Source organism: Sinobaca qinghaiensis, from assembly GCF_003610495.1.
GTDB classification, from domain to species: domain Bacteria; phylum Bacillota; class Bacilli; order Bacillales; family Marinococcaceae; genus Sinobaca; species Sinobaca qinghaiensis.
The window spans coordinates 281,555-304,498 of sequence record NZ_RAPK01000011.1; the positions used below are offsets into that span (position 1 = coordinate 281,555).

Genomic DNA, 22,944 nt, shown 5'->3' on the forward strand with positions numbered 1-22,944 from the left:
TTATCTTCCTTTCTTCTTTCGTGTTACTCGTTTATGGGAGTAAGCAGTACTTTAATTGCTTCCCCGCTTTTTATTGCATCGTAGGCTTCATTCCACTGCGTAATAGGATATTCATGCGTAACCATTGATTTGGCATCTACGCTTCCGTTGTTCATTAATTCAAGCGACGGCTCCCAGTCTTCCGGCTTCTGGCTTCTGCTGCCGACGACCCGTATTTCTTTTTGGATAATTTTCTCCAGGTCAAAAGATACTTCTGAATTTGCGAAGATACCTACCTGGCCGTACTGGCCTTTTTTGCGGAGCAGATCAAGACCCTGCTTGGCTGCCGGTGCGGCACCGGAACATTCAAATACTACATGTGCTCCGTAACCATTGGTTAAATCATTAACCAGCTTCTTAATATCCTGCTTCTGCGTGTCTACAGCGTAGTCTATGCCGAGCTCTTCGGCTTTATCCAAGCGGACTTTGTCATTTGTAAGTCCTGTAATGAGTACGGTAGCTCCACGGCTTTTTGCCACCTGGGCTGTAAAAAGTCCAATTGGGCCCGGGCCGATAACAACGACGACATCTCCCTGATTAATTTCCGTCTTCGCTACGGCGTGATGCGTGCAGGCAAGTGGTTCTGTCATGGCTGCTGATTTATCATCTACTCCGTCCGGAATGTGGTGGACGCTGTCTTTACGAGCTACCAGGTATTTAGCAAACCCGCCGTCCTGCTGGGTGCCAAGACCTTTGCGGTGATTGCAGAGATTATAATCACCCGACTGGCAGTACTCACACTCGCCGCAGATGTAGAAAGTTGTTTCTGACGTAACCCGGTCGCCTGCTGAAAATTCCGTAACGCCTTCTCCAACATCAACAACTTCGCCGGAAAATTCGTGCCCGAGGGTAACGGGCACAGCTACTTTATAATGACCTTCGTACGTGTGGATGTCCGAACCGCAGACACCCGCATAATTTACTTTTATTTTCACTTCGCCGGGTCCGGCCTGAGGTTCTTCTCTATCCTGAATCTCAAGGTTGCCGAAGCCAAGCTCTGTTTTCACTAGTGATTTCATGGTTATTCTCCACTCCTTCTATCTTTGTTTAATTAGTTAAATAGACCGAAGAAACGATAAATGATCCAGTTGATAACGTTTCCGCCCTGGTCAATACTTGAAATCTGTGTTGTGCCTTCAGGCATGTTGAAATCAGCATTTTCTGCCATCATTGTAAATGTAGAAGCTACATCTGTCGCAAGATACAAGGAAATGGCGATCATAACGCTTCCTACCATAACCGAGTGAACAATGTTTCCTTTAGCGGCTCCCACAATGAAAGCTACAATGAAAGGAATAGTTGCCAAGTCACCGAATGGCAGCAGTGCATTACCAGGAAGGATGACAGCTAGAAGTACAGTTACAGGTACCAATATTAACGCAGTTGCAATAACAGATGGGTGGCCGAGAAGAACGGCTGCATCGAGCCCGATGAGAATATCTCTGTCGCCGAAACGCTTGTTCAGCCATTCGCGCGCTGATTCTGATACAGGCATAAGACCTTCCATCAAAATCTTAACCATTCTAGGCATTAATACCATTACTGCTGCCATCGCCATACCAATTTCAATGACGTCCCCAACGCCGTATCCGGCGAGGATACCAATAATGGAACCAAGTGCAAGACCGATAAAGATCGATTCACCGAAAATTCCAAATCTATTTTGAATGGACTCCGGATCTGCGTTTAAGTTTTTAACACCAGGAATTTTCTGAAGTCCTTTTACAAGGAAAATACCAGGTGCATAGGAAATGGTACTTCCTGTTGCTACGGAAACGCCGGGCATTTCATAGAAATCGTTAACCATTGGTGCTGTCCAGTCTGCTACTTTTAAACAGACGATCTGGAACAATACAGCTGCGATTAAACTCTGGATAATGCTGCCGGAAACAGCATAAACCATTGCGGCCATAAATGTATAATGCCAGAAGTTCCAAATATCCACGTTCATTGTTTTAGTTGTTTTTGTAACGAGCATCAATACGTTTACTAAAAGACCGAGCGGTATAATAAATGCTGCAATAGATGAGGCCCATGCAATAGAAGATGATGCCGGCCAGCCGACGTCAATTACGGTAAGCTCAACGCCCAGGCGTTCCACCATACCCTGTGCAGCCGGTCCTAAATTTAATACGAGCAGATCAATAACGAGAAAGATACCAACAAATGCGACCCCTAATGTAAGAGCGGATCTAAATGCTTTTCCAATCTTTTGTCCAAAAAACAACCCTAGAAAAAATATAGCTACTGGTAAAATTACGGTAGCTCCTAAATCTAAAAACCCCTGTACAAAATCCACAAACCCCTGCATCGTGATTCCTCCTCTATGTGTGAAAAAGAGCATTCCCGATTTCTTTTATTTCGAAATCGAGACAGTACGCTCTTCTTTGTTTACTTATTTTTTCAATTCATCAAGAATCTGCTGCTTCGTATCCTCTTTGCCGATTCCTGTTAGAAAAGCTCTTGCATTGATTACTGGGAATGGATATTCTTTCTTTGTCATCGCTGTAGTAACCAATAGATCAGCTGTGTCTACATACGAACCGACTTCTGAAATCTTAATCTGAACCAGATCCACCTTGATTTTGTGCTCTTTTGCCATTTCCTCAATTGCTCCATTAACCACCGTTGACGTTGCTACTCCTGCTCCACATGCTACCAATACCTGCTTCTTTTTCGTTTGTTCCATCTTTTCCATCTCCTTATAATGTAGTAAAATCTATTTGCTGTTCAATTGTTTCTTTGATTCGGGTTGCATCTGTTTCTTTCATCAAATACTTCAGCGTCTCTTCGTTCTGGAAAATTTCCATCAGCTTCTGCAGCAGAGCAAGCTGGGAATGAGTCTCGTCCATGGCGAGCATGAATACAAGTTCTACATTCACCGTTTCTTCCTCTTCTCCCATAATGCCGAAGGCCACTGGCTTTTTCAGGATACCGACGCTGATTGTTTTTGTATTAACATGTTCTACGTCGGTATGTGGTATAGCAACCGCCACACCGGCTGTCGGAAGACCTGTTGCGAACTCTTTTTCTCTTGCAATCACGGCCTTCACAAAGCTGTCCTTGACCAGTCCTTTTTGGATCAGGTTGTTTCCCATTTCCTCAAGGACAGCTTCTTTTGTCTCTCCATTTACTTCCATTAAGATGACTGATTCATCAAAAAATAGTTTTGTCACTTTTTCCTACCCCATTACTATGTTGGTTTGAACGCATGGTTTCTACTCATGTGAATATAAATCGATCAGCCGGCGGATATCGGTAATTGTTTTTGCAGCTATCGTCTGGTTTCGATCTGTTTCAGCATGTGCAAATCGCATAAGCTGCATCAAAGCATGGATATGCTTCTTTTTGTCCACTGCAGCGATAATTACAATCAAATGAATTCGATACCCTTCAGTAAAGTCCACCCCATCTTCAATCCGCAGAAGGCTCATTCCAACTTCATTTACTCCTTCTTCCGGCGCGGCGTGCGGGATAGCAATGTTCGGCCCGATAACAATATATGGATCTTTATCGCTCTGCTGAACCATTGCCTCGATATAGCGCTGTTCAATTTTCCCGCTTTTTACTAAAGGACCGGCTGCAACTCGAACGGCATCTTCCCAGGAATCAACCGATTTTTTCAAAGTGATATGCTCAGGTACTATCAATTCGTTTAAAGGAAGATTCCTGTTGGCCGCATATGTTTTAACGGCCTCATCTTTGTCTTTTGACATATAGCGGCTGAGGTCTTTCTTAAGTGCTTCCTCATCCGGCAGCGGCACATGGGTTTTAATAATATCCATAAGATGGTCTATGTCTATTTCGTTTGGTACAAATCCGTGCATATCCATCATTACCTGCTTGCGGAACCGCTGCTTTTCTTCCTGACTTAAGAATGCTTTGGATAAAAAAAGTTTTTTGTCGGTGGCAAGAGATGAAGTGGAGAACACCACATCATAATCAAGGCTGTAGTGGAGAAAGTCTCTGATCGACAGGGAATCCAGAAATACAAATTCCGGGAAAAGTTCTTTTAAATCATGAAACATCAACCTGGAAATAGAGACGCCCTGCGGACAGACAACAATCGCTTTTACCTTTTTGTCGATGCTTTCTCCCTGTTTTACCATCCAGCCGCTGACAAGCATTGTTATGAAAGTTGATTCATTATCAGGAACAGGATGGCCGATCAATTCTTCAAGGGGCCCCATCGACTGCTTAACAAGATGGTGGATTTCTTTAAATTCCTTACTCACATCCTGCTGCAGAAATACCGTTTCCGTCAGATTAAATTTAATACGGTAGTAAGCCGGCTTAATGTGCTGAATCAGGTGCTCAAGCAGTTTATCCCTTTCCTGCAGATAAATGCAGGCACTTTTTTCAAACAGCCGGAGCATGTTGTCTACTTCCGGCAGCAGATCGGGAATCGCATCTTCTTCAATTGTAAAATCTGACCGGTATACGTTTGTTGTCAGCAGATGAAGAGTAATAAATAATCGTTCTTCCCTTGGAATGTTTTCGGTCTCCCGGAAGATTTCTTCCGTTGCCTGATATTCTTTTGTATCCGACAGCTCCTCATATGGGATGGAGGATTCTGTGATGTTGCTGCCCTTCTGCACTCTGCGTAAAATAAATAACAGAATATACGGCATCATGGCTAATTTCTCATCTGTAAATTTTAAATGCAGCTTATTTTCTACTTTTTCAATCCTGGAGCGGAACTCTTCAATTTCTTTTTCATCTACATGAGCGGCTTTTTTAATTTTCTGTTCGCCGTCTGCCATCTGAAAAATCCGGTAAGTTACATGAATGAGTAATTTACGGACCTGAAATTCTTTCCCCTCCAGAAGATATCCTGACTTTCTTGAGTAACGAATGGACAGTTCATATTTTTCCAAATATGCCTGCACCTGTTTTAAATCATGCAGCACTGTGTTTTTGCTTACTTCCAGCTCTGCGGTAAAATGATACAGGGACAATTCCTCTTTCGTTCCAATAAGCATCAGCATAATCATATATGTCCGCTGCTTTTCTGAAAGGATGGAGACAGCTGCCAAGTCATTTTCCTGGCTCGTCAGGTCAGTAAATACCGATTGATCAATAATAAAGTGGCCCTGCCTGGTACGTTCTATGACAGGTAGATGTTTTGCCATCAGCCATTCGTTGATCTTATTCATGCTGTATCCAAACTGCCGGCGTGTTAAGTTATATTTTTTCTCCAACACAACACTTGCTACATTTGGATTATGCATGAGCTCATCGAGAATCTGCTTGCTTCGGTCATCCATGAACAACTGCTCCCTCCTTTCAATAGTTAGTGTAGCATCGGCTCCTATGAAAATGTATACGTTTTCATCCCAAATGAACGAACATTTCATGTACAACGTTGTGATTTACATTACGAAACACTTTCGATTGTATAGTGATAGTGCGGAATGACGGTGGATTTGTCCGATATAATGCGCCGGCAGATTTTGAATAAAAAAAGTTTTTTTCATAAAAAATAACGTGCCGGTTCAGGCACGCCGCTTCCTATCTTTGATTCTTATCCTTTTTTGTTCGTCTCAGCCTCTCCCCGGCTGTATTGGTAGATGGACTTACTGGTTCTGTACCCAGAGCCTTTCCTAACCCAAAGGCAGGCATATTTACATAAATCGATTCGTAGGACTCTTTAGGAATTTTATACGTTTCGTGATAGATCCCCACTGCGTGATTTCCCTTCGCTCTTCTATTGAACGTTTTCCATGCTTTGGAATGTTTTTCCCCTTTCGCATAAGCAAGCAGCTTTTCTTCAGACTCCCAGTATTGAATCATCATTGTCGCAGGCAGCTGCAGGTAGCTGTGTAAATGTAAACAGCCCAGCTCTTTTCGAACGGACAGCTCTTTTATCATAGGGGGCATGGCAAGAAGAACGGGCAGCCATTTACGAACAGAACGAAAACGGTTAATGCGCATCCCAATCACAAACACGACGATCTCTTCATCATTTTTCGTTGTAAAGCGTCCCTCCTGCAGCTCTGCTCCCACTGTAACTCCTCCCGTTTACAATTTTTAGTATGCCTTACGTGCGCTTTTCTTTTCTTTATTATAGTACTTTATTGAAAATAAAACAGCATTCTCTTAGTTGAGAATGCTGTTTCTTTACTTCTTTTTGATGCCTATCGCACGCCCGGCCATAGACGGACGGAATTCAGCTTCTGTATGAGGCAGCGCTTCTATTCCTTTCACAAGTGCGGGAGGAAAAGGCGCCGGCCGGCCGGCTGCTTGATCCATCCCCATAATCATCTGCTCACTTGCTGCTGCTAGTTCACTGCTTTCATTTTTCATTTCCATCCATAGATGAAGTCTTTTTTCGTCTTTATCCAATATTTGAACAAATACGTCCAGTTTTTCATCCAGCACTGCTTCTTTTCTATATAGAACATGAGTTTCAAGCGTATAGGCCGTATAGTGATTTTGTTCCCGGAACGCTTCATCAAGCCCTATTTTATCCAGCATACTATCAAGAGCCATGCTGAAAACGATGGCATAGGCCGCGTCATTCATATGATTGTTGTAATCGACCCATTCTGCATTTACCCGGCCTTCCCAGATCAACTGACTATCAGACATTGCTGTCCACTTTCTCTGCCGGCCAGTAGTTTTCTTCCTGAAGCAGGCGCATCAACTTTAGAAGAAACTGATCACGTCTTTCTTCCAGTTCGGCTACGCTTTGTGTTCCGGACTGCTCTTTTGTTCCGTTTATCACTTTTTCACTCAGTTCAGGGGTCAGCTCCGGCGCTTCCAATTTAGTCCACGGTGCCTTTAAAGCAGGACCGAATTGTTCAAGCATATGAGCCATTCCTTTTTCGCCGCCGGCTAAATGGAAGGTTAAAAACGGTCCCATCAATGCCCAGCGCAGTCCTGCACCGTATACAATTGCTTTATCTACTTCTTCAGTCGTTGCGTGTCCGTCATTTACAATATGAAGTGCTTCTCTCCAGAGCGCTTCCATCAGGCGGTCTGCGATATGTCCATCCACTTCTCCCTTCATGACTAAGGGCTTCATTCCTGCGGATTCATATATATTCCGTGCCCGTTCCAAAGCTTCCGGGCTCGTAGCTGCTCCTCCTGAAATTTCCACCAGCGGCAGAAGATAAACTGGATTAAAAGGATGCGCGACCATCACTCTCTCTGGATGAACAACACATTGTTCCTGAAGCGTAGTCGGCTTATAGCCGGAAGTACTCGAAGCGATAATACTCTCGGCTGGTGCATGCTTATCTATTTGAGCCAGCACGCTTTTTTTCAAATCCTCGCGCTCCGGAACGTTTTCCTGAATAAGCACTGCTTCATAAACAGCCGTTTCTATATCATCTGTAAAAGAGAGGCGGTTTAAAGATGCTGATTCGTGCATGCCATGCTCTTTCAGCGAAGGCCAAAGCTTTTCTACTGTCGTTCGTGTTTTCTGTTCGGCTTCTGGAGCCGGATCACAGGCGATCACGTCGAATCCTTTTGCCAAAAAGCGGGCGATCCATCCATTTCCGATGACGCCTGTTCCAATAACTGCAATCGTTTGGTTTGTCATTATTTTATCCTCTCTGTGGTAATTGTTTAGTTAATCCCAGGCTGTTCCGTGCTTCTTCCGGCGTCATAGGCTCTATATCCAATGCTTGAAGAATATTTGTCGTTTTATCTACAAGCTGGGCGTTTGTTGCGAGCACTCCTTTTTCTAGATACAAATTATCTTCCAGGCCGACACGTACGTTTCCGCCTAATAAAGCGGCCTGCACTGCCGTTGGGATTTGGTGACGTCCAATGCCAAACGCTGACCAATTGGCACGGTCCGGTAGATGATGAATCATATGAAGCATTGTTTCAGCATCTGCTTCGGCTCCCCAGGGAATACCCAGGCAGAATTGATACAAAGGATCTCCATCGATAAGCCCTTCCTGAACAAGCTGATTGGCAAACCGAAGATGGCCGGTATCAAAGCATTCCATTTCTGCTTTGACTCCGCTGTTTTTAATAAGTGCCGCCTGTTCACGAAGCCATTCTACAGGTGCCATATAAAGCTGATCCCCAAAATTCAAGCTGCCGCAGTCCAATGTACATATTTCCGGAAGCAGTTTCCCGACCGGCAGATGACGCTCTTCCGGCGTTTGAATAAACGTTCCTTCCCCTCCTGTTTCAGGGTTGGCACGATCCGGAACAAAATCTCCGCCGCCGCCGGCTGTTATGTTTAAAATCACATCTGTTTCTTTCTCACGAACCCGTTCCACCACTTCCTGAAAAAGGGCAGGATCAAAGCTGTACTCCCCCGTTTTAGGATCTCTTACGTGAATATGAGCGACTGCCGCTCCGGCTTTTGCTGCTTCAATGGAAGCTTCTGCTATCTCCTTTGGTGTAATTGGTACATGGGGGCTTTTCTGAAATGTGTTACCTGCCCCGGTTACTGCACATGAGATAATTGTTTTTTTTCCCATTATTTATCTTCTCCTTCGTTTTCTAATGGCGTTTCTACAGGAACTGATTCAAAGATAGCTCCACTTTCAAAGAATTCCACCAGGTTGTTAATCCAATTGTAATAGGCTACCCATTTGCTTAATTCTTTGCGCAGTTCTTCCACCTTGGCTTTCACTTCGTAAGAACCGTTATTCGCTTTTTCTATTTCATTTATTTCCTGCTGCAGTTTTTTGGCGAACATGCGGTTTTTACTGATTACTTCCCGCCAGTTTGTCGTAAAAAGGGAGATAAATGTCTGTACATAATCATTTTCCACATTATAATGCTCTTTTCTGCTTCCCTTAATATGTTCTTTTTCTGCAATGTTCAGGGCGATCATTTCACGCATCACCTGGCTCATCCTGGTTTTGCTCATTCCAGTTGCCTCTGCCAGATCATCAAGTGTCATCGGTTCACGGTTCATATAAATGATACCGAGCAGCCTTCCTATAGTAGAAGATACACCGAATGTACTCATGTTATCGGAGATTCTGTCTCCGATTTGACGCTCTGTTTCGCTTAGCTGTGAGAGCAGTTCCGCTTCTTTTTCTACAGTCATTGTATTTACTCTCCCTCATCTGCATATCTAGTAGTTTCTGCTCATAGTTGTTACTGTATCATCTTTCTAAAAAAAGTAAAAAGCGGCTCTTCTATCTTATCTCCGCGATAAACCGAGGATTGATAAGATAAAACGCTGTAAACTTTGTACAATAAAAATTGCATAGATTTTATAGAGTATACGCTGTTATACGCGTTTTTCTTTTTTCAGCCTACTTCCATATACTTAAGCGAGGCTATTAAAAGAGTAGCAGCGCAAGTCTAATGAAGGAGGAATTTTGCATATGTCAAGATTCACGACGGTATTAAAAGTTTCTATTGTACTTATTATTTCTTTTCTATTATTCGGGGTCTTCTTCACTGAGCAGCTCGAATCCGGCATTACAGTAACTCAGAGTTTTTTGTTTAATCACTTTGGCTGGTACTTTCAAATATTAGTGACGGCCCTGCTGATTTTCGCCGTTTATCTGGGCTTTAGTAAATATGGAAAAATACGATTGGGGAAACCGGATGAAAAACCGGAATTCAGCAGGCTTACCTGGTTTACGATGCTGTTTTCCGCCGGTATTGGCATCGGCTTGCTGTTTTATGGGGTCAGCGAGCCAATTAGTCATTTCGCAAGCCCGCCTATCGGAGATGGAGGAGAAGCATCAGATGCAGTAACAGGTGTATCATCAACATGGCTGCACTGGGGTCTTCACGCCTGGGCCATCTATGCACTGGTAGCTCTAGCTCTTGCCCTGCAGCAGTTCCGCTACGAAGCGCCCGGCTTAATGAGCACAACGCTTCGTCCTGTTCTCGGTAAACATGCGTACGGACCGGCAGCAACGATTGTAGATATTATTGCGGTATTTGCTACGCTGTTTGGAGTAGCAGCCTCTCTTGGCCTCGGTTCCCAGCAGATTAACTCCGGTCTTCAGGCTGTATTCGGAGTACCATATAATCTCGGGGTCCAGTTTATTATTATGGCTATTATCACCGTCATTTTTGTAACATCAGCGAGCACCGGTATTCACCGTGGTATTAAATACTTAAGCAATATCAACTTATCAATAACCGGATTGTTTCTTCTATTTATGTTTATTGCCGGGCCGACACTGTTTCTTTTGAATATGTTCGCTTCCGGATTATCAGATTATATGCAGAACTTTATTGGCTGGGGACTGCGCATGAGTCCGGTTGACGCACAGGAAGCAGACTGGACGCAGGCCTGGACCGTCTTTTATTGGGCATGGTGGATTTCCTGGACACCATTTGTCGGAATGTTTGTCGCCCGGATTTCCAGAGGGCGGACCATTCGTGAATTTATAGCAGGCGTGCTTCTTCTTCCTTCCATCGTATCGTTTTTCTGGTTCAGTACGCTGGGCGGTTCTGCTATTTTTATGGAACTGTACGATGGACGCGATGTTTCTTCGCAGTCGCTGGAGGGTGCGTTGTTTTATGTTATTGAAGCATATCCCATGAGCGGACTTATCTCCGTGCTTGCGATATTCGTTATTACCATCTTTTTTGTAACCACTGCCGATTCAGCTACATTTGTTCTCGGCATGCAGACTACAGGAGGCAGCCTGAACCCGCCGACCTCTATTAAAATTATGTGGGGCGTGTTCTTTGTGACCGTCACCGCGGTTCTATTGGTTGTAGGAGGGCTGAATGCATTTCAGACTTCCATTGTCGTCAGTGCCCTGCCTCTCTCGATCATTATTATTTTAATGTGCATCGGCATTATGAAAACATTAATCAGTGAACACAAGCAGAATTAAAAAAAGCCCTTTTTTCCTGACCTGGAAAAAAGGGTTTTTTTCTTTTATAAAGCTTTACTGCCATGCTGGCTTAAAAAATGCTCTATTTCCAGCACAGTTAACGGCTTTGAAAATAAGTAACCCTGGGCGGTATCGCATTCATAGGCCGCAAGGGCATCCAGCTGTACTTCTTCTTCTACCCCTTCTGCTACGACTTCGAGCTGAAGGTGGCGTCCAATATCTATAATTGCTTTAACCAGGGATTGTTCTTTTACTCCGCTTAAATCATCAATAAAGGATTTATCGATTTTAATTGTATCAATAGGAAGAGTTTTCAATACGTGAAACGAAGAATAACCTGTTCCAAAATCATCCAGCGCTACCCGGACACCATGGGCACGAAGCGCATCAAATATAACAGAAGTTGCGTCCACATCCTGCATGATCGATTCGGTAATTTCAATTTCGAGCTGCTCCGGGGCCAGTTTTGATTTTTCCAGTGCTTCTCGTATCATCGTCAAAACGTCCCCATATTTTATTTGATGAACCGAAACATTAACAGCCATTGTCCCTTGAAATATCCCATTTCGCTTCCACGTCTGCGCCTGACGGCAGGCTTCATTCATTACCCAGCTTCCTAATAACTTAATAAAACCTGATTCTTCTGCTATCGGAATGAATTCATAAGGGGAGACACTCCCCAGTTTTCGATTATTCCAGCGCAGCAATGCTTCCATACCGCAGACTTCCAGCGTCTGGACATTTATTTTCGGTTGATAATGCAGCGTGAATTCGTGTCTGATCAGCCCCTGCCGCAGCTCGCTTTCAATAATCATTTTACGGCTTAGCTTCTTGTGAAGTTTTTCATCATAAAATACAAAAGCATTTCTTCCATTCTCTTTTGCCGCATACATAGCGGCATCAGCACTTTTCAACAGGGAGTCACTGTCTCTGCTCGTAGACGGATAGCAGCTGATACCAATACTTGGGGTGATCGATATGCGCTGTCCTGCTATTAAATACGGTTTGCTGAACGCTTTTTTTACCTGGGCTGCAGCTTCTAGAGCTTTGTTTCCTCGGACATCATCCACTATAATGACAAATTCATCACCGCCTAAACGATAAATATCATAGGGTAGACCATTCTTCAGGCGGTAAGCAGTTTCCATCAATACCTCATCACCTACATGATGGCCGAGTGAATCATTAATTACTTTAAACCGATCAATATCAAACAATAGCAGCGACAGTTCCGTTTTCTCTTTTCTGGCAACTGCCACTGCCTTATCTACATTTATTTTAAAGCTCGTACGGTTATAAATTCCTGTAAGAGAATCATAATACGCCAGGTGCCGGTATTCTTGTATAAGATTTGAATTTTTTTTGTTCATAATATAATTTCTGCCGACAAATAGCAGTAGGATGATTCCGATAGATACACTGAGTATATTTATGCGCCATTCGTAGCTGTTAAATGTGAATAGTATAAGTAGAGTAATTCCTGCTGCTGGAAAAAGGATGAACGGCTGCTTTATGTCTGTCCGTATCATCCAGTTGTGTTCCCACAACCCTATTTTCTCGTATGTAGCTGCCACGCCCAGCAAAATAATCGCTGCCAGCCAAAAGACATCATTAAAATTGCCCGGACTCACTGCAACCCCCACTATTTCAAGGTAAGCGGCATGAAAATCACCAACACTTTGAAAGCTGAACGCGGCAATGAGTATACATACTACCGCGATATCACGTTTTGCTTTTAATAAATAAACAAGATAGCCCGCAGCAAACAGCAGAGTACTATTAATTAATAAAAAAGAAAGGTTTATTACACTGTTTATAATGGAATAATCGAACAGCTCTAAAGCTAGTGCTGTAAAGAAATGTCCTATTATCGCTGTCGATACAATCATAAACACGCTCACGTTAAACATATGAATAGATATCACCGGTTCGCGGCTGACAATAAAAAGCTGGTATAAAAGCGCGCAAAGAAACAAAATGTAAGACGCCAGCCACAATACATCAGCCAACGAGGGAGGAAATGCAGATATGCCTATTAATGCAGCAGCCAGCCAGATGCCATTTGCGGCACCATTCGCGGCAATTCCTCTGTTTATCCATTTCCAAAATACGCGGCGGTGGCCCGAGGAGTTATTAATTGTCCTGCTTATCTGAATAAAAGCCCACAAAGCCCCTCCAACAGCAAAAAGGCTGGTACCTACCGCTTCTATATTGTCGGATTCTTTATATAAGAGTACCCACAGAGCTGAGCCAATAACCCATAACATGATGAATATGGCATTCTTTTTTTTATTTATTTTCATTAGTCGTCCTCCAGGCGGTCACGTAGTTCTATTGAACTATATATACCTTCTACTATACAATAAATCCGCACATTTCGTATGAATTATTTTAATGAAACACCGAAAAAATATCAGGCTTCTTTTCCTTCAGTGTAAATTTTTTGTTATACTAATCTTCTGTGTCAAATTGTGACAAGAAAGGAGCCTGCGCTCATGAAAAATATATTGTTTATTGTTATCGGTACGCTGCTGTTTGCGATTTCCGTCACACAGCTTGCTATGCCAAACTCCATTGCAGAAGGGGGCATTATCGGAGCGGCATTATTAATTTATTTTGCTACCGGCTTAACGCCAAGTATCTCGACCCCGGTTATATTCCTTCTGCTTCTCGGTGTCAGCTTCAGGTACCTGCCCCGTCACATGGTCTATAAGACCATTTTTAATGTGTTTTTATTGTCATTTTTCATTTGGCTGCTCGAAGGGGTGTACGCCGTACCGATGGAAGACACGCTTCTCGCTGCTATTTTTGCAGGTATTATTACGGGAATTGGCTTCGGCTTCATTTTCCAGGCAGGAAGCTCGGTAGGAGGAACTTCTATTATCGCCCGGGTTCTTCATCACCAGCGCGGCTGGGATTTAACAGGTACCACATTGGTACTCGATGCCGCCGTTGTTATTATCGGCATTTTTATTATCGGTCCTGTATTTACTATGTATACGCTGATTACACTTTATATTGGAAAAGTTGTAACCGACTATGTACTAGGCGGTTTTGATTCTAAAAAAGCTATTAATATCATTTCTCCCTATTCAGAAGAAATATCCCAACGTATTACAACAGAGCTTGCCGCAAGCGCCACTGTTTTTGATGCTTACGGTGAATATTCCAAAGAACAGCGGAGAGCGCTTTATGTGATCATACCAACGCACCGCCTGCTTCGTTTCAAACGAGCTATTAAAGAAATTGATCCTAATGCGTTTATTGTTGTTCATAACGTAAAGGATGTTTCCGGGGGAACCTTCTCTATCCCGCATGAATCCCATAACGCTGTGTCTAATGAATAACGAACAATGATAGGCGGTATGTATAGATCTTCAATATTCTGTAAAAAGAAGAGAGCGCCCGGTCCTTGGCGCTCTCTTCTTTTTTATACCATATCTTTTATAGCCGGCCGGGATGCTTTTTTATGATGATACATATTTTCATCTGCGGTTTTATAAAGCTCCCTAAAACTTCGGCTTTTTGGAGATACAAAAAGCATACCAATTGACGTAGTTAAAGCTATGCCTATCGTTTCCCCTGCCTGCGCCACAATCGTTTCCACCTTTTGCTGTTCCGCTTCCAGGTTTACTGCATGGGGCAGATATAAAATAAACTCATCCCCGCCGATCCGTCCTACAATCGCTGTATCCGGCAGTTCTCTTTTTAATCCGCTGCCCACCTGCTGCAGAACTTTATCACCCGTATGATGCCCCAGGTTATCATTTATCTGCTTAAATTGATTCAAATCCATTACGGCAAAAATGCCTCTTTTCGGACGTCTGTTGCCCCATGCCTTTAAAAATCCTTCGCGATTATACAGCCCGGTTAAATAATCCGTGTAAACTTTCTCCTTTAGATTGCTGAATGTTTTCTCATAATGATGAAGCGCATAGGAAATAAGAAATCCCCCCGCAATTGTTAACATGTTGACTCCAATAATACTAAGCGGGAGAATAAAATCGCCGGATTCCGGAAACAGAAAAATCCCGCTGAACAGTACGGTATTTCCATATATCAGGGCCCCGGCTGTATTTAATAACAGCGAACCGGACAGGGCATACAAAATCAGCGGAATACCCGCAAAATAAAATATCGGACTTTCCCACCCGCCGGTTCCAAATATAGTGGCGCTCCACCAGATAAATGCGAGGATCAGATATAGGCTTAACATTCCTGTGCTCTGCTTATCGATTGTATGTTTAATTACAAAAACACCTGCACAGACAAAAATAGTCCAGGCTGCCATAACAGCCGGTGGAAAAGCAATAAGATAAATGCTGTCCCAAATAAGCAGCAGGGCAAACAGCATATACATACCATAAAGCGATCGAATGTATCCTTTTTTTTGGAACAGCTTTATACTGTAAAGCGCTCCCGGGGCCAGCCTGTTAAGCTTCAGCATGGTAGGCACCATCCAGTTGAACTACTGGAATTTCATTTGGCCTGGCAAAATAGTATCCCTGAAAAAGCTCGTATCCCATATTGGAAAGATACTCAATATCTTCAATATGCTCAACTCCTTCAGCGAGCGGTGTTGCTTTCAGATGGTGGGCAATGTGAATAACAGAGAGCGCCACGTTTTGTTTTGCAGGATCACTGCTGACGCCGTCCGCAAATTCCCTGGCCAATTTAACAAAATGGGGTTCCAGGCTGGCAAGCTTTTTTAAATCGTTTGCTCCGGTGCCTACATCATCCAGCGCATATTTGAAGCCGTGTTTCCGGTAAAAATTCAGTATATTTTTCAAATGATTAATATCCTTCACTTCATCGCTTTCCACTACTTCAAATACTACCTGCTCCGGTCTGACGCCAATCTGCTTGATCAGTTCAAAGGTTGTGGCAAGACAGTGTTCCGGCACATAAATAGCCGTTGGTATAAAATTAATAAAAATAAGCTGGTTCATTTTTACAGCAGCTGCATTTTTCACAGCTTCCATCCGGCAGGCTCTGTCTAACGCAAATAAACGATTTCTGGACCGCGCTGCTTCGAAGAGCTTAAATGGAGGAATAATTTCTCCCTGCGTATTCACTCCCCGTGACAGCAGTTCATGCCCTATGACAGAAGCTTTTTTATTTTTTATTTCTACAATAGGCTGAAAATGTGTTCGGATCGCCTTTTTTTCAATCACTTTATCGATCCAGGCGGTCTGCTGTTCGGAACGAAGTTCAGTTATATTCATTTTTTGCTCCTGGTCATCCGGCAGCTCTGCTTCGTTTGTATGTACAAAATAGACAGAATCCGCTGGATAATGGGCTTCCAAATAATCAAGTAAGTCAAATAGAATATGCTCCAGCGTCCAGAAAGCTCTTCTATTTAATATCGCCCATTCCTCTTCCGGGTAGTCTAGAAAATAAGATGAAAGAGCTTCTATATTTTGTCCATCTTCAAATATGGCTGTATAACCTTTTTGCTTTATAACACAGATATCGCATGATTTGATCATGTCTTTCCCCCCTGGCATAGTATCACTGTCTATATCGGTACATTCCCGTTGATTTTATAGTCTGTTTCAAAACTATGCGCTGCATCTATTAATGGCATAAAAAAATCCCCTTCCAGCAGAAAGGAGTAATCTCTCTGCCGGAAAGGGAATGTCTTTGTATTTTTTGATCAGCGGAAATCCTTTGTATCATCGATGCTTTCACTAATAAGCCTATACCCTACTAGAGAAGCTATAACAAGAAGAATACTAATTATTGTGCAGTTTTTCATACAAGCGTCCCTCCTTTTCAGTTAAAATCCGATTCGTTTATTTAAAAGGGGCGTACTTTTCCTTTTTTCAATACGAGTTTTGCTCCGCCAACAAGATAAAGAGAGCGGTTATCGATTACTTTCTTCATGGCAGCTGCTTTCTTTCCGGTTAATTTATAGCCGGAGAAAATGCTGCCGATTCCATCTGAATGGCCAAGGGAAGCAACCGTTCCTTTGTTATCAAAAACAAAGTTTTTAAGAGGTTCTTTTTTCATTAAAGCGATAATGTTATCCGCTACATAATCAGCTTCCTGCATGGCAAGCTGTGCGGTAGGAGCATATGGACGGTCGCCTTCGTTGTCCCATACCCATGAACAGTCTCCGATAACAAATAGATCTTCTTCATCCGGCATGCGAAGGTCCGGATTTACGTTCACTTTTCCTTTAACCATGTCAAAGCCTGATTTTTCAAGGATAGGGCTTCCTTTTACGCCGCCTGTCCAAACGATAGTACCTGCTTTAACCAGTTCTTTTTCCTCTCCGATAATAAATCCTTCCGGAGTACATTCTTTAATCGGTGCCGCCATTCTTATTTCAACTCCGCGCTCTTCAAGCGCCTCTCTGGCATAAGTGGACAAATCCTGCTCAAACATTGGAAGAATAGAAGGAGCTGCTTCAATATTGATGATTTTCACCTTGCTGCGGTCAATATCATATTTTCTGCAGAGCTGCGGTACTTTATCAGCAAGCTCTCCTACAAACTCTATACCTGTAAAGCCTGCGCCGCCGACGAGAATATTCAAGCTGTCCGGGTCTGCATTTTCTTCATTGTTAAACTTGGCAAACTGGTATTCAATATGCTCACTGATCAGACGGCTGGAATCGATGTCTTCAATAGCAAATGCATTTTCACCCATGCCTTTGATTCCGAAATCATTTGATTTCCAGCCAAGGGCTACAACTAGATAATCATACGTAATATCGCCATTTTCCAGAACGACGCGTTTTTCGTCTTTTTTGATTTCTACTACGGTATCATACACAAGCGTGGCTTTATTCGGGTTGATAACATCGCTTATCATAACGCGGGCGTCATTTGGGGAAATAGTTCCTGCCGCCACTTCGTGCAACCATGTTGCTTCATAATGGTAGTTATGCTTATTGACCAGGACTACTTCCGCCTGTTCAGGAGACAATTTCTGAATTAGTTTTTTTGCAGTCGTAAGTCCAGCGTGGCCGGCTCCAAGAACGACTATTTTTGGTTTGGTGCTCATTATTTCATTCCACCCTTCATTTTTTACAATAAAAAAAGCATATAACGTTGTTGTATGCTTCCTACACAAAGACCATCGTGCTATGTGAAAATATTAACATGAAAAAGAATCAAAAGCACTCTTTATTCCAATATTTTCTTCTGCCCTCCCCTGCTTTTCATAAAATAAGCAAAAAGACTAGTTGATGTACTAGTCTTTTTCCCTATATGCTATTCAAAGAAGCGCTCAATATACGTTTCTTCCCCCTGGCCGAGCAGGCCGATTCCTGCATAAGCTAAAATGGAAAAAACAATACTCCAAAGGGCAATACTTGCAGAAACCCAGTAGAAAATCTTCTTCTTTGAGCCTCCAAGTGACATTCCCATAAATGCCGTCAGATGGCTTCCGACAAACAGCGGTCCGATTATCGATAAACCAGGCAGGCCGTACTTTTCCCATAATCGCTGTGCGCGCTGGGATCTTTTCCCTACTTCTTTATCTGTGTGTTTCTTTTTTCTGCGTGCTGCGACCCACTCCTGCACCCTTGTGATAAAAACAAGCAGAAGCAGAACAGTTATAACGTTTCCAATCCATCCAATAAGAAAAGCAGGTACAGCAGGAATGCCCGCAATAACAGCAATAGGTATGACCCCGTATGCTTCGAAAAATGGGACGGCTGATAATATAAAGATAAGAAGATACATACCAAGTAATTCAATAATCCCCATGACAGTCCCCTAACTTTTTCCGTAATATAATAAGGGTAACACTTTTGACAAATTGATTTTACTACTAATTTATTTTGTATTAATTATGGTAATTGAAATTATATATTGTGTATCTTTTTTTCCACCGAATACGTTATATTATGACTACACCCGCCTTTATAGCTGTTTCCGGCATGGAGGATGTTATAACGCCGGGGAGATTTCACTTACGTTAGGAGAATGTTAATGAAGTATCTGCTGTACGGAAGTATCGGCGGCATTGCTATTTCGCTTATTATCTTCTTTTCCGCCGCTTCCTATTTTTCCAATGAATCCGCATTGCTGATTCTGCTCGCATTAAGCGTTCTGTTGTGTCTGCCGCTTATTATTAAAGCATTAATGAAAAACCAGGTTCCCCGTCCGGGTCTTTTTGGATCCCGTGCTCCCGGCACCTTAACAACGGTTGAAACGAAAAAAAACGACACGCCTTTACAGAAATCGCTTATTGCTGCAGGCGGCGGTATCGGTATTTTACTTATTTTTCTTGTCAGTGCTTTATTTATTATGTAGTTAAAGAACCTGCCGCCACATGTATCGTTTCTATTCGCACTTTTCGCCAGGAAAATAAAGAAATAAACGAATAACCTCGTATCCCTTTATATAGGAATACGAGGTTATATTCAGCGGTCATTCCTTTATTACGTGCCGCAGTACGTACGGTACGGCTGTGAATCTTCTTTTCCCGGCTCTTTATACGCTTCCTGTGCCTCGGAATATACATATGGATCGGAAAGAACATGCAGCAGTTTTCCCATTACTGAATAGTCTCCTTGTTTTTCAGCTGCCGTTAATGCTTCTTCTACTCTATGGTTACGGGGAATAACCGCAGGGTTATTTGTTTTCATACGCTGTTGAACACTTTCTTTAGAGTCTTCCTGGCGGTCGAGTCTTTCCTGCCAGCGCTGATGCCATTCTTTAAAAGTAGGAGCTGTAAATAATTCCATTCCTTCGAACTGCTCAAGCGTAAGAGCACGAAACGTATTTGTAAAATCGGCATGATGAACCTGCATAAGCTCCAGCAGCTCCTGAGCAAGCTTCTCGTCTTCTGTCTCTTCATTGCTTAAGCCCAGCTTTGCTCTCATACCATTCATCCATTCCTGCTGAAATAAAACAATATAGCGGGAAATTTCTTCCTGCGCGGTTTCCACTGCTTTCTTTTGATCGTCGTCAAGCAGCGGAAGCAGCGCTTCTGCAAAACGGGCCAGATTCCATCCTCCGGCCGCGGGCTGGTTCTGGTAGCTGTACCGCCCCTGCATATCAATAGAACTGAATACGGTTTTCGGATCATACGAATCCATAAATGCGCAGGGCCCGTAATCGATTGTTTCCCCGCTGATGCTCATGTTATCCGTGTTCATGACGCCGTGAATAAAGCCAGCAAGCTGCCACTTGGCAATTAATGCTGCCTGCCGTTTGATAACTTTCTGCAGAAAGGAAAGGTACTTATCCCCGGTATCGTTTAACTCCGGATAATGGCGCTCAATAGTATAATCTGCCAGCGCCTGAAGTTCTTCTTTTGTTCCCCAGCGTGCGGCATACTCGAATGTACCGACCCGTATATGACTAGAAGCAGTACGCGTCATCACAGAACCCGTTAATACCCCTTCACGCAGGACTCTTTCTCCTGTCGTAGTAACGGCGAGGCTTCTTGTCGTTTCGATTCCCAATCCGTGCATCGCTTCACTGATAATAAACTCACGAAGCATCGGTCCAAGCGCAGCGCGTCCATCGCCGCCCCTTGAATATTTCGTCTTTCCTGAGCCTTTCAGCTGAATGTCCACTCTTTTTCCATCCGGCGTTATTTGTTCGCCGTACAATAAGGCACGCCCGTCTCCAAGCATGGTAAAGTTTCCAAACTGATGTCCGGCATAGGCCTGCGCCAGTGGAGATCCCCCTTCCGGCACTTTGTTTCCAGCCAGAACAGCAACTCCTTCCTCTTCTTTTAAAGCATTTATATCCAGGCCGAGTGAAACAGCCAGCTTTTCATTTAAAATAACCAGCCTCGGAGAAGGCACTTCATTTACTTTAAAAGTAGTATGAAATAAAGACGGAAGCTCTGCATAACTATGTTCCAGCTTCCATCCTGTTTTATTTTTATATTCCTGCATAGGATTCATCCTTTCTATTTGTATCACTGCATGATGGCGGATTAGTTATATTTATTTCTATTATACGCCTCTGCCTTCCCACTTTAAATCAATACGGTGCATAAAGAGATCATAAAAAGAGGTTCCGCTTTTCAGCGGAACCCCTGTAGACTGTTTAGTTTATACTATTTGAATGCTTTTTACTCTGTGAGTTCGAGAAGGTTTTTTTCAGGATCTTCGACAACACTTTCGTAATAACCGTCCCCCGTCGTCCGTGGACCGCTTACGACAGCATACCCGTCTTTACCGAGTTTTGCGGTAATAGCGTCAACGGCCTGTTTTGATCCAAGTGAAAAGGCAACATGAGCCCATCCAATGCTGTTTTCTTTTGGACGTTCACCGATACCGGTTTTTCTCATCAGCTCCAGGCGTGCTCCTTCATCAAACTTCAAAAAATAGGATTCAAATTGTTTTTGATGATTCTCATACTTATCGTTAGCCGCTCCTCCAAAGTATGTTTCATAAAAATCCCTCATTATTTCCAGATCTTTTACCCATACAGCTGCATGTTCTATTTTCATGGTCACGCTCCTTTTACATGTTAACTATGTATATCGTAAGTATAGCACGCTTTATCGCCTTAGGTTTTGTTTTAGTACCCGTGCATAAAAAAAGAAAGCCGGGCCAGGCTTTCTTTTTTACATGAATACATTTATTTTTTTGCTTCAGAGTAACCCGGCTCCCCGTCAAAACTGTATAAATTTTCTACCTGGATCCATTCCAGGCCGGCTTCTTTAATTTTTTCCAGCAGCTCCTGTATGCCTTCATGTGAAGCTGTTTGATCTGCTCCCGGCATAAAGCGGCACCTCCAATGATCTGTAGTAAATATTTCCGCTGCTCCTTTAGGATAAACATTTGCTCCCCGGTTTGTAATAACGGTCAGCCTTAATTCACCGGTCAACTTTTCCAGAATTTCTGCGATTTGATCTACAGAACGCCTGTTTTCAAACAAAAATACATCTGTTCCTTCCAGACGCCTTTCCACAGAAGAAGCTCTTTCTTCCGCATTTAACGCAACAGTCGACGTGTTTGCTTTCTTGCGGCTGCCGGTTTCATACACCATTGGTTCGAATGTATCCGGCTTTTGGCCAAGACGCTCCACCACAGCTTCCGCGAATTCGAGTGTACTTACAGAGGCGGAGCCTTTTGCAATATCCCCGGTATAAACACCGTCTTCCAATGTCTTAAACCAGGCGTTATGGATAAGAGAAGCGGTTTCCGGCTGATTAATATGGACAAGCATTTGAATCGCACCGTGCAGAAGACCTGAGGGATTTGCAATTCCCTGTCCTGCAATATCGGGTGCGCTGCCGTGAATTGCTTCAAACATTGCATTTTCATCGCCAATATTTGCAGAGCCGCCTAATCCAACGCTTCCTGAAATTTGAGAGGCAATATCAGACCCGATATCCCCGTATAAATTAGGCATAACCACTACATCAAACTGCTCCGGTGAATCGGCAATTTTTGCAAGCCCGATATCAACAATCCAATGATCGGTTTCCATATCTTTGTATTCTTCGGCTATTTCATTAAACACTTGGTGAAACAAGCCATCGGTCCGCTTCATTATATTATCTTTCGTTACACAGGTCACTTTGCTTCGGTTGTGCTCTTTGGCATACTCGAATGCATGGCGGATCAGCCTCTCGGATCCGGGCCGGGTAATTATTTTCAAGCTTTGAACTACTTCCGGCGTCTGCTGGTACTCAATGCCCGTATATAAATCCTCTTCATTTTCCCGAATAATGACCAGATCCATATCGGGATGATTTGTTTTAACGTGCGGCGCATATGATAAGGTCGGCCGGATGTTGGCATATAAACCTAATGAAGAACGAATCGTTACATTCAAGCTTTTGTACCCTCCGCCCTGCGGTGTCGTAATGGGTGCTTTTAAAAATACTTTCGTGCGAAGCAGGGATTCCCAGGCACTGTCGGGTACTCCGGTAGACCAGCCTTCCAAATAGGCATCTTTTCCAATTTCAATAAACTCCGGTTCCACAGCAGCTTCTGCCTTTTCAAGAATGTGAAGCACAGCATCCATGATCTCCGGACCGATTCCATCACCCCGGGCTACAGTAATTGGTGTTTTTTTCATAAAAGCCTCCCATGTGCAAATTTTCCAACTATTCTATACATTTATCTTATAATCCTATTCACTACATACAGGCAATCCAAACACAAGTTTATTAATGTTAAACGAAGCGGAAAACG

At 43.2% G+C, this 22,944-nt stretch carries 21 protein-coding genes; 3 read left to right on the forward strand and 18 right to left on the reverse strand.

From position 1 onward, the window contains the following. Positions 1-23 precede the first annotated feature (23 nt). The 10 genes from ATL39_RS15475 to ATL39_RS15520 form a co-directional block, all read right to left on the reverse strand. Positions 24-1,058, reverse strand: coding sequence for a zinc-binding dehydrogenase (locus tag ATL39_RS15475; protein ID WP_120194272.1), 1,035 nt, complete (start codon positions 1,056-1,058; stop codon positions 24-26). A 32-nt stretch (positions 1,059-1,090) separates the two neighbouring features. Beyond that, complete coding sequence (locus ATL39_RS15480) at positions 1,091-2,350, reverse strand: galactitol-specific PTS transporter subunit IIC (RefSeq protein WP_120194273.1); 1,260 nt, start codon at positions 2,348-2,350, stop codon at positions 1,091-1,093. A gap of 84 nt (positions 2,351-2,434) precedes the next feature. Then, positions 2,435-2,728 carry a PTS sugar transporter subunit IIB gene (locus ATL39_RS15485; RefSeq protein WP_120194274.1) on the reverse strand — a complete coding sequence of 98 codons (294 nt, stop codon included), beginning with the start codon at positions 2,726-2,728 and terminating at the stop codon, positions 2,435-2,437. Positions 2,729-2,741: 13 nt separating this feature from the next. Continuing rightward, entirely contained in the window at positions 2,742-3,215 is a 474-nt protein-coding gene (locus ATL39_RS15490) for a PTS sugar transporter subunit IIA (RefSeq protein WP_120194275.1), read from the reverse strand. 42 nt (positions 3,216-3,257) lie between these two features. Next, positions 3,258-5,306, reverse strand: a complete 2,049-nt coding sequence (locus tag ATL39_RS15495) for a BglG family transcription antiterminator (RefSeq protein ID WP_245961009.1) — start codon at positions 5,304-5,306, stop codon at positions 3,258-3,260. A 244-nt stretch (positions 5,307-5,550) separates the two neighbouring features. Beyond that, positions 5,551-6,045 (reverse strand): DUF4188 domain-containing protein, encoded by a 495-nt coding sequence (locus tag ATL39_RS15500; protein WP_120194277.1) that lies wholly within the window; start codon positions 6,043-6,045, stop codon positions 5,551-5,553. Between the two features lie 114 nt (positions 6,046-6,159). Next, the gene (locus ATL39_RS15505) at positions 6,160-6,630 is read right to left on the reverse strand and encodes a thioesterase family protein (protein ID WP_120194278.1); all 471 of its coding nucleotides are present in this window, start codon (positions 6,628-6,630) and stop codon (positions 6,160-6,162) included. After that, the gene (locus ATL39_RS15510; RefSeq protein WP_120194279.1) at positions 6,623-7,585 is read right to left on the reverse strand and encodes a 3-hydroxyacyl-CoA dehydrogenase NAD-binding domain-containing protein; all 963 of its coding nucleotides are present in this window, start codon (positions 7,583-7,585) and stop codon (positions 6,623-6,625) included. The genes ATL39_RS15505 and ATL39_RS15510 overlap by 8 nt, the downstream gene beginning before the upstream one ends. 4 nt (positions 7,586-7,589) lie before the next feature. Then, the gene (locus tag ATL39_RS15515) at positions 7,590-8,483 is read right to left on the reverse strand and encodes a beta-keto acid cleavage family enzyme (protein WP_120194280.1); all 894 of its coding nucleotides are present in this window, start codon (positions 8,481-8,483) and stop codon (positions 7,590-7,592) included. Beyond that, positions 8,483-9,061 (reverse strand): GbsR/MarR family transcriptional regulator, encoded by a 579-nt coding sequence (locus ATL39_RS15520; protein ID WP_245961010.1) that lies wholly within the window; start codon positions 9,059-9,061, stop codon positions 8,483-8,485. Before ATL39_RS15520 ends, ATL39_RS15515 begins: the two co-directional genes overlap by 1 nt. A gap of 283 nt (positions 9,062-9,344) precedes the next feature. On the opposite strand from ATL39_RS15520, the gene ATL39_RS15525 reads away from it, so the two are divergent. Next, positions 9,345-10,823, forward strand: coding sequence for a BCCT family transporter (locus ATL39_RS15525; protein ID WP_120194281.1), 1,479 nt, complete (start codon positions 9,345-9,347; stop codon positions 10,821-10,823). A 44-nt stretch (positions 10,824-10,867) separates the two neighbouring features. Here the strand turns inward: ATL39_RS15525 and ATL39_RS15530 are convergent, their stop codons facing one another. Further along, positions 10,868-13,126, reverse strand: coding sequence for a putative bifunctional diguanylate cyclase/phosphodiesterase (locus ATL39_RS15530; RefSeq protein WP_120194282.1), 2,259 nt, complete (start codon positions 13,124-13,126; stop codon positions 10,868-10,870). Positions 13,127-13,318: 192 nt separating this feature from the next. Between ATL39_RS15530 and ATL39_RS15535 the strand changes: the two genes are divergently transcribed. Beyond that, complete coding sequence (locus ATL39_RS15535; RefSeq protein WP_120194283.1) at positions 13,319-14,170, forward strand: YitT family protein; 852 nt, start codon at positions 13,319-13,321, stop codon at positions 14,168-14,170. Between the two features lie 83 nt (positions 14,171-14,253). On the opposite strand, the gene ATL39_RS15540 is transcribed toward ATL39_RS15535, so the two are convergent. The 4 genes from ATL39_RS15540 to ATL39_RS15555 all read right to left on the reverse strand — a co-directional run bounded on the left by ATL39_RS15540 (position 14,254) and on the right by ATL39_RS15555 (position 18,541). After that, complete coding sequence (locus tag ATL39_RS15540; protein WP_170146967.1) at positions 14,254-15,270, reverse strand: GGDEF domain-containing protein; 1,017 nt, start codon at positions 15,268-15,270, stop codon at positions 14,254-14,256. Further along, positions 15,257-16,312, reverse strand: coding sequence for an EAL domain-containing protein (locus ATL39_RS15545; protein WP_120194285.1), 1,056 nt, complete (start codon positions 16,310-16,312; stop codon positions 15,257-15,259). The genes ATL39_RS15540 and ATL39_RS15545 overlap by 14 nt, the downstream gene beginning before the upstream one ends. Before the next feature lie 310 nt (positions 16,313-16,622). Further along, a complete protein-coding gene (locus ATL39_RS15550; protein WP_120194286.1) occupies positions 16,623-17,834 on the reverse strand; it encodes an NAD(P)/FAD-dependent oxidoreductase in 1,212 nt (403 codons plus the stop codon). Positions 17,835-18,043: 209 nt separating this feature from the next. Then, entirely contained in the window at positions 18,044-18,541 is a 498-nt protein-coding gene (locus ATL39_RS15555; protein WP_120194287.1) for a small multi-drug export protein, read from the reverse strand. Positions 18,542-18,766: 225 nt separating this feature from the next. Between ATL39_RS15555 and ATL39_RS15560 the strand changes: the two genes are divergently transcribed. Beyond that, positions 18,767-19,090, forward strand: a complete 324-nt coding sequence (locus ATL39_RS15560) for a hypothetical protein (protein WP_120194288.1) — start codon at positions 18,767-18,769, stop codon at positions 19,088-19,090. 128 nt (positions 19,091-19,218) lie between these two features. On the opposite strand, the gene ATL39_RS15565 is transcribed toward ATL39_RS15560, so the two are convergent. The 3 genes from ATL39_RS15565 to ATL39_RS15575 form a co-directional block, all read right to left on the reverse strand. Further along, positions 19,219-20,697: a protein adenylyltransferase SelO gene (locus ATL39_RS15565; protein ID WP_211327001.1), complete on the reverse strand. Its 1,479-nt coding sequence runs from the start codon at positions 20,695-20,697 to the stop codon at positions 19,219-19,221. Between the two features lie 170 nt (positions 20,698-20,867). Next, positions 20,868-21,248: a VOC family protein gene (locus ATL39_RS15570; protein WP_120194290.1), complete on the reverse strand. Its 381-nt coding sequence runs from the start codon at positions 21,246-21,248 to the stop codon at positions 20,868-20,870. Between the two features lie 131 nt (positions 21,249-21,379). Further along, positions 21,380-22,828 carry an NADP-dependent isocitrate dehydrogenase gene (locus ATL39_RS15575; RefSeq protein ID WP_120194291.1) on the reverse strand — a complete coding sequence of 483 codons (1,449 nt, stop codon included), beginning with the start codon at positions 22,826-22,828 and terminating at the stop codon, positions 21,380-21,382. Between the last annotated feature and the right edge of the window lie 116 nt (positions 22,829-22,944).

Excerpts from the sequence above, each read along its gene's own strand:
- ATL39_RS15475 (WP_120194272.1), bottom strand. The coding sequence starts at position 1,058 with ATGAAATCACTAGTGAAAACAGAGCTTGGCTTCGGCAACCTTGAGATT.
- ATL39_RS15480 (WP_120194273.1), bottom strand. The coding sequence starts at position 2,350 with ATGCAGGGGTTTGTGGATTTTGTACAGGGGTTTTTAGATTTAGGAGCT.
- ATL39_RS15485 (WP_120194274.1), bottom strand. The coding sequence starts at position 2,728 with ATGGAACAAACGAAAAAGAAGCAGGTATTGGTAGCATGTGGAGCAGGA.
- ATL39_RS15495 (WP_245961009.1), bottom strand. The coding sequence starts at position 5,306 with ATGGATGACCGAAGCAAGCAGATTCTCGATGAGCTCATGCATAATCCA.
- ATL39_RS15505 (WP_120194278.1), bottom strand. The coding sequence starts at position 6,630 with ATGTCTGATAGTCAGTTGATCTGGGAAGGCCGGGTAAATGCAGAATGG.
- ATL39_RS15510 (WP_120194279.1), bottom strand. The coding sequence starts at position 7,585 with ATGACAAACCAAACGATTGCAGTTATTGGAACAGGCGTCATCGGAAAT.
- ATL39_RS15515 (WP_120194280.1), bottom strand. The coding sequence starts at position 8,483 with ATGGGAAAAAAAACAATTATCTCATGTGCAGTAACCGGGGCAGGTAAC.
- ATL39_RS15520 (WP_245961010.1), bottom strand. The coding sequence starts at position 9,061 with ATGACTGTAGAAAAAGAAGCGGAACTGCTCTCACAGCTAAGCGAAACA.
- ATL39_RS15525 (WP_120194281.1), top strand. The coding sequence starts at position 9,345 with ATGTCAAGATTCACGACGGTATTAAAAGTTTCTATTGTACTTATTATT.
- ATL39_RS15530 (WP_120194282.1), bottom strand. The coding sequence starts at position 13,126 with ATGAAAATAAATAAAAAAAAGAATGCCATATTCATCATGTTATGGGTT.
- ATL39_RS15535 (WP_120194283.1), top strand. The coding sequence starts at position 13,319 with ATGAAAAATATATTGTTTATTGTTATCGGTACGCTGCTGTTTGCGATT.
- ATL39_RS15540 (WP_170146967.1), bottom strand. The coding sequence starts at position 15,270 with ATGCTGAAGCTTAACAGGCTGGCCCCGGGAGCGCTTTACAGTATAAAG.
- ATL39_RS15545 (WP_120194285.1), bottom strand. The coding sequence starts at position 16,312 with ATGATCAAATCATGCGATATCTGTGTTATAAAGCAAAAAGGTTATACA.
- ATL39_RS15550 (WP_120194286.1), bottom strand. The coding sequence starts at position 17,834 with ATGAGCACCAAACCAAAAATAGTCGTTCTTGGAGCCGGCCACGCTGGA.
- ATL39_RS15555 (WP_120194287.1), bottom strand. The coding sequence starts at position 18,541 with ATGGGGATTATTGAATTACTTGGTATGTATCTTCTTATCTTTATATTA.
- ATL39_RS15560 (WP_120194288.1), top strand. The coding sequence starts at position 18,767 with ATGAAGTATCTGCTGTACGGAAGTATCGGCGGCATTGCTATTTCGCTT.
- ATL39_RS15565 (WP_211327001.1), bottom strand. The coding sequence starts at position 20,697 with ATGAATCCTATGCAGGAATATAAAAATAAAACAGGATGGAAGCTGGAA.
- ATL39_RS15570 (WP_120194290.1), bottom strand. The coding sequence starts at position 21,248 with ATGAAAATAGAACATGCAGCTGTATGGGTAAAAGATCTGGAAATAATG.
- ATL39_RS15575 (WP_120194291.1), bottom strand. The coding sequence starts at position 22,828 with ATGAAAAAAACACCAATTACTGTAGCCCGGGGTGATGGAATCGGTCCG.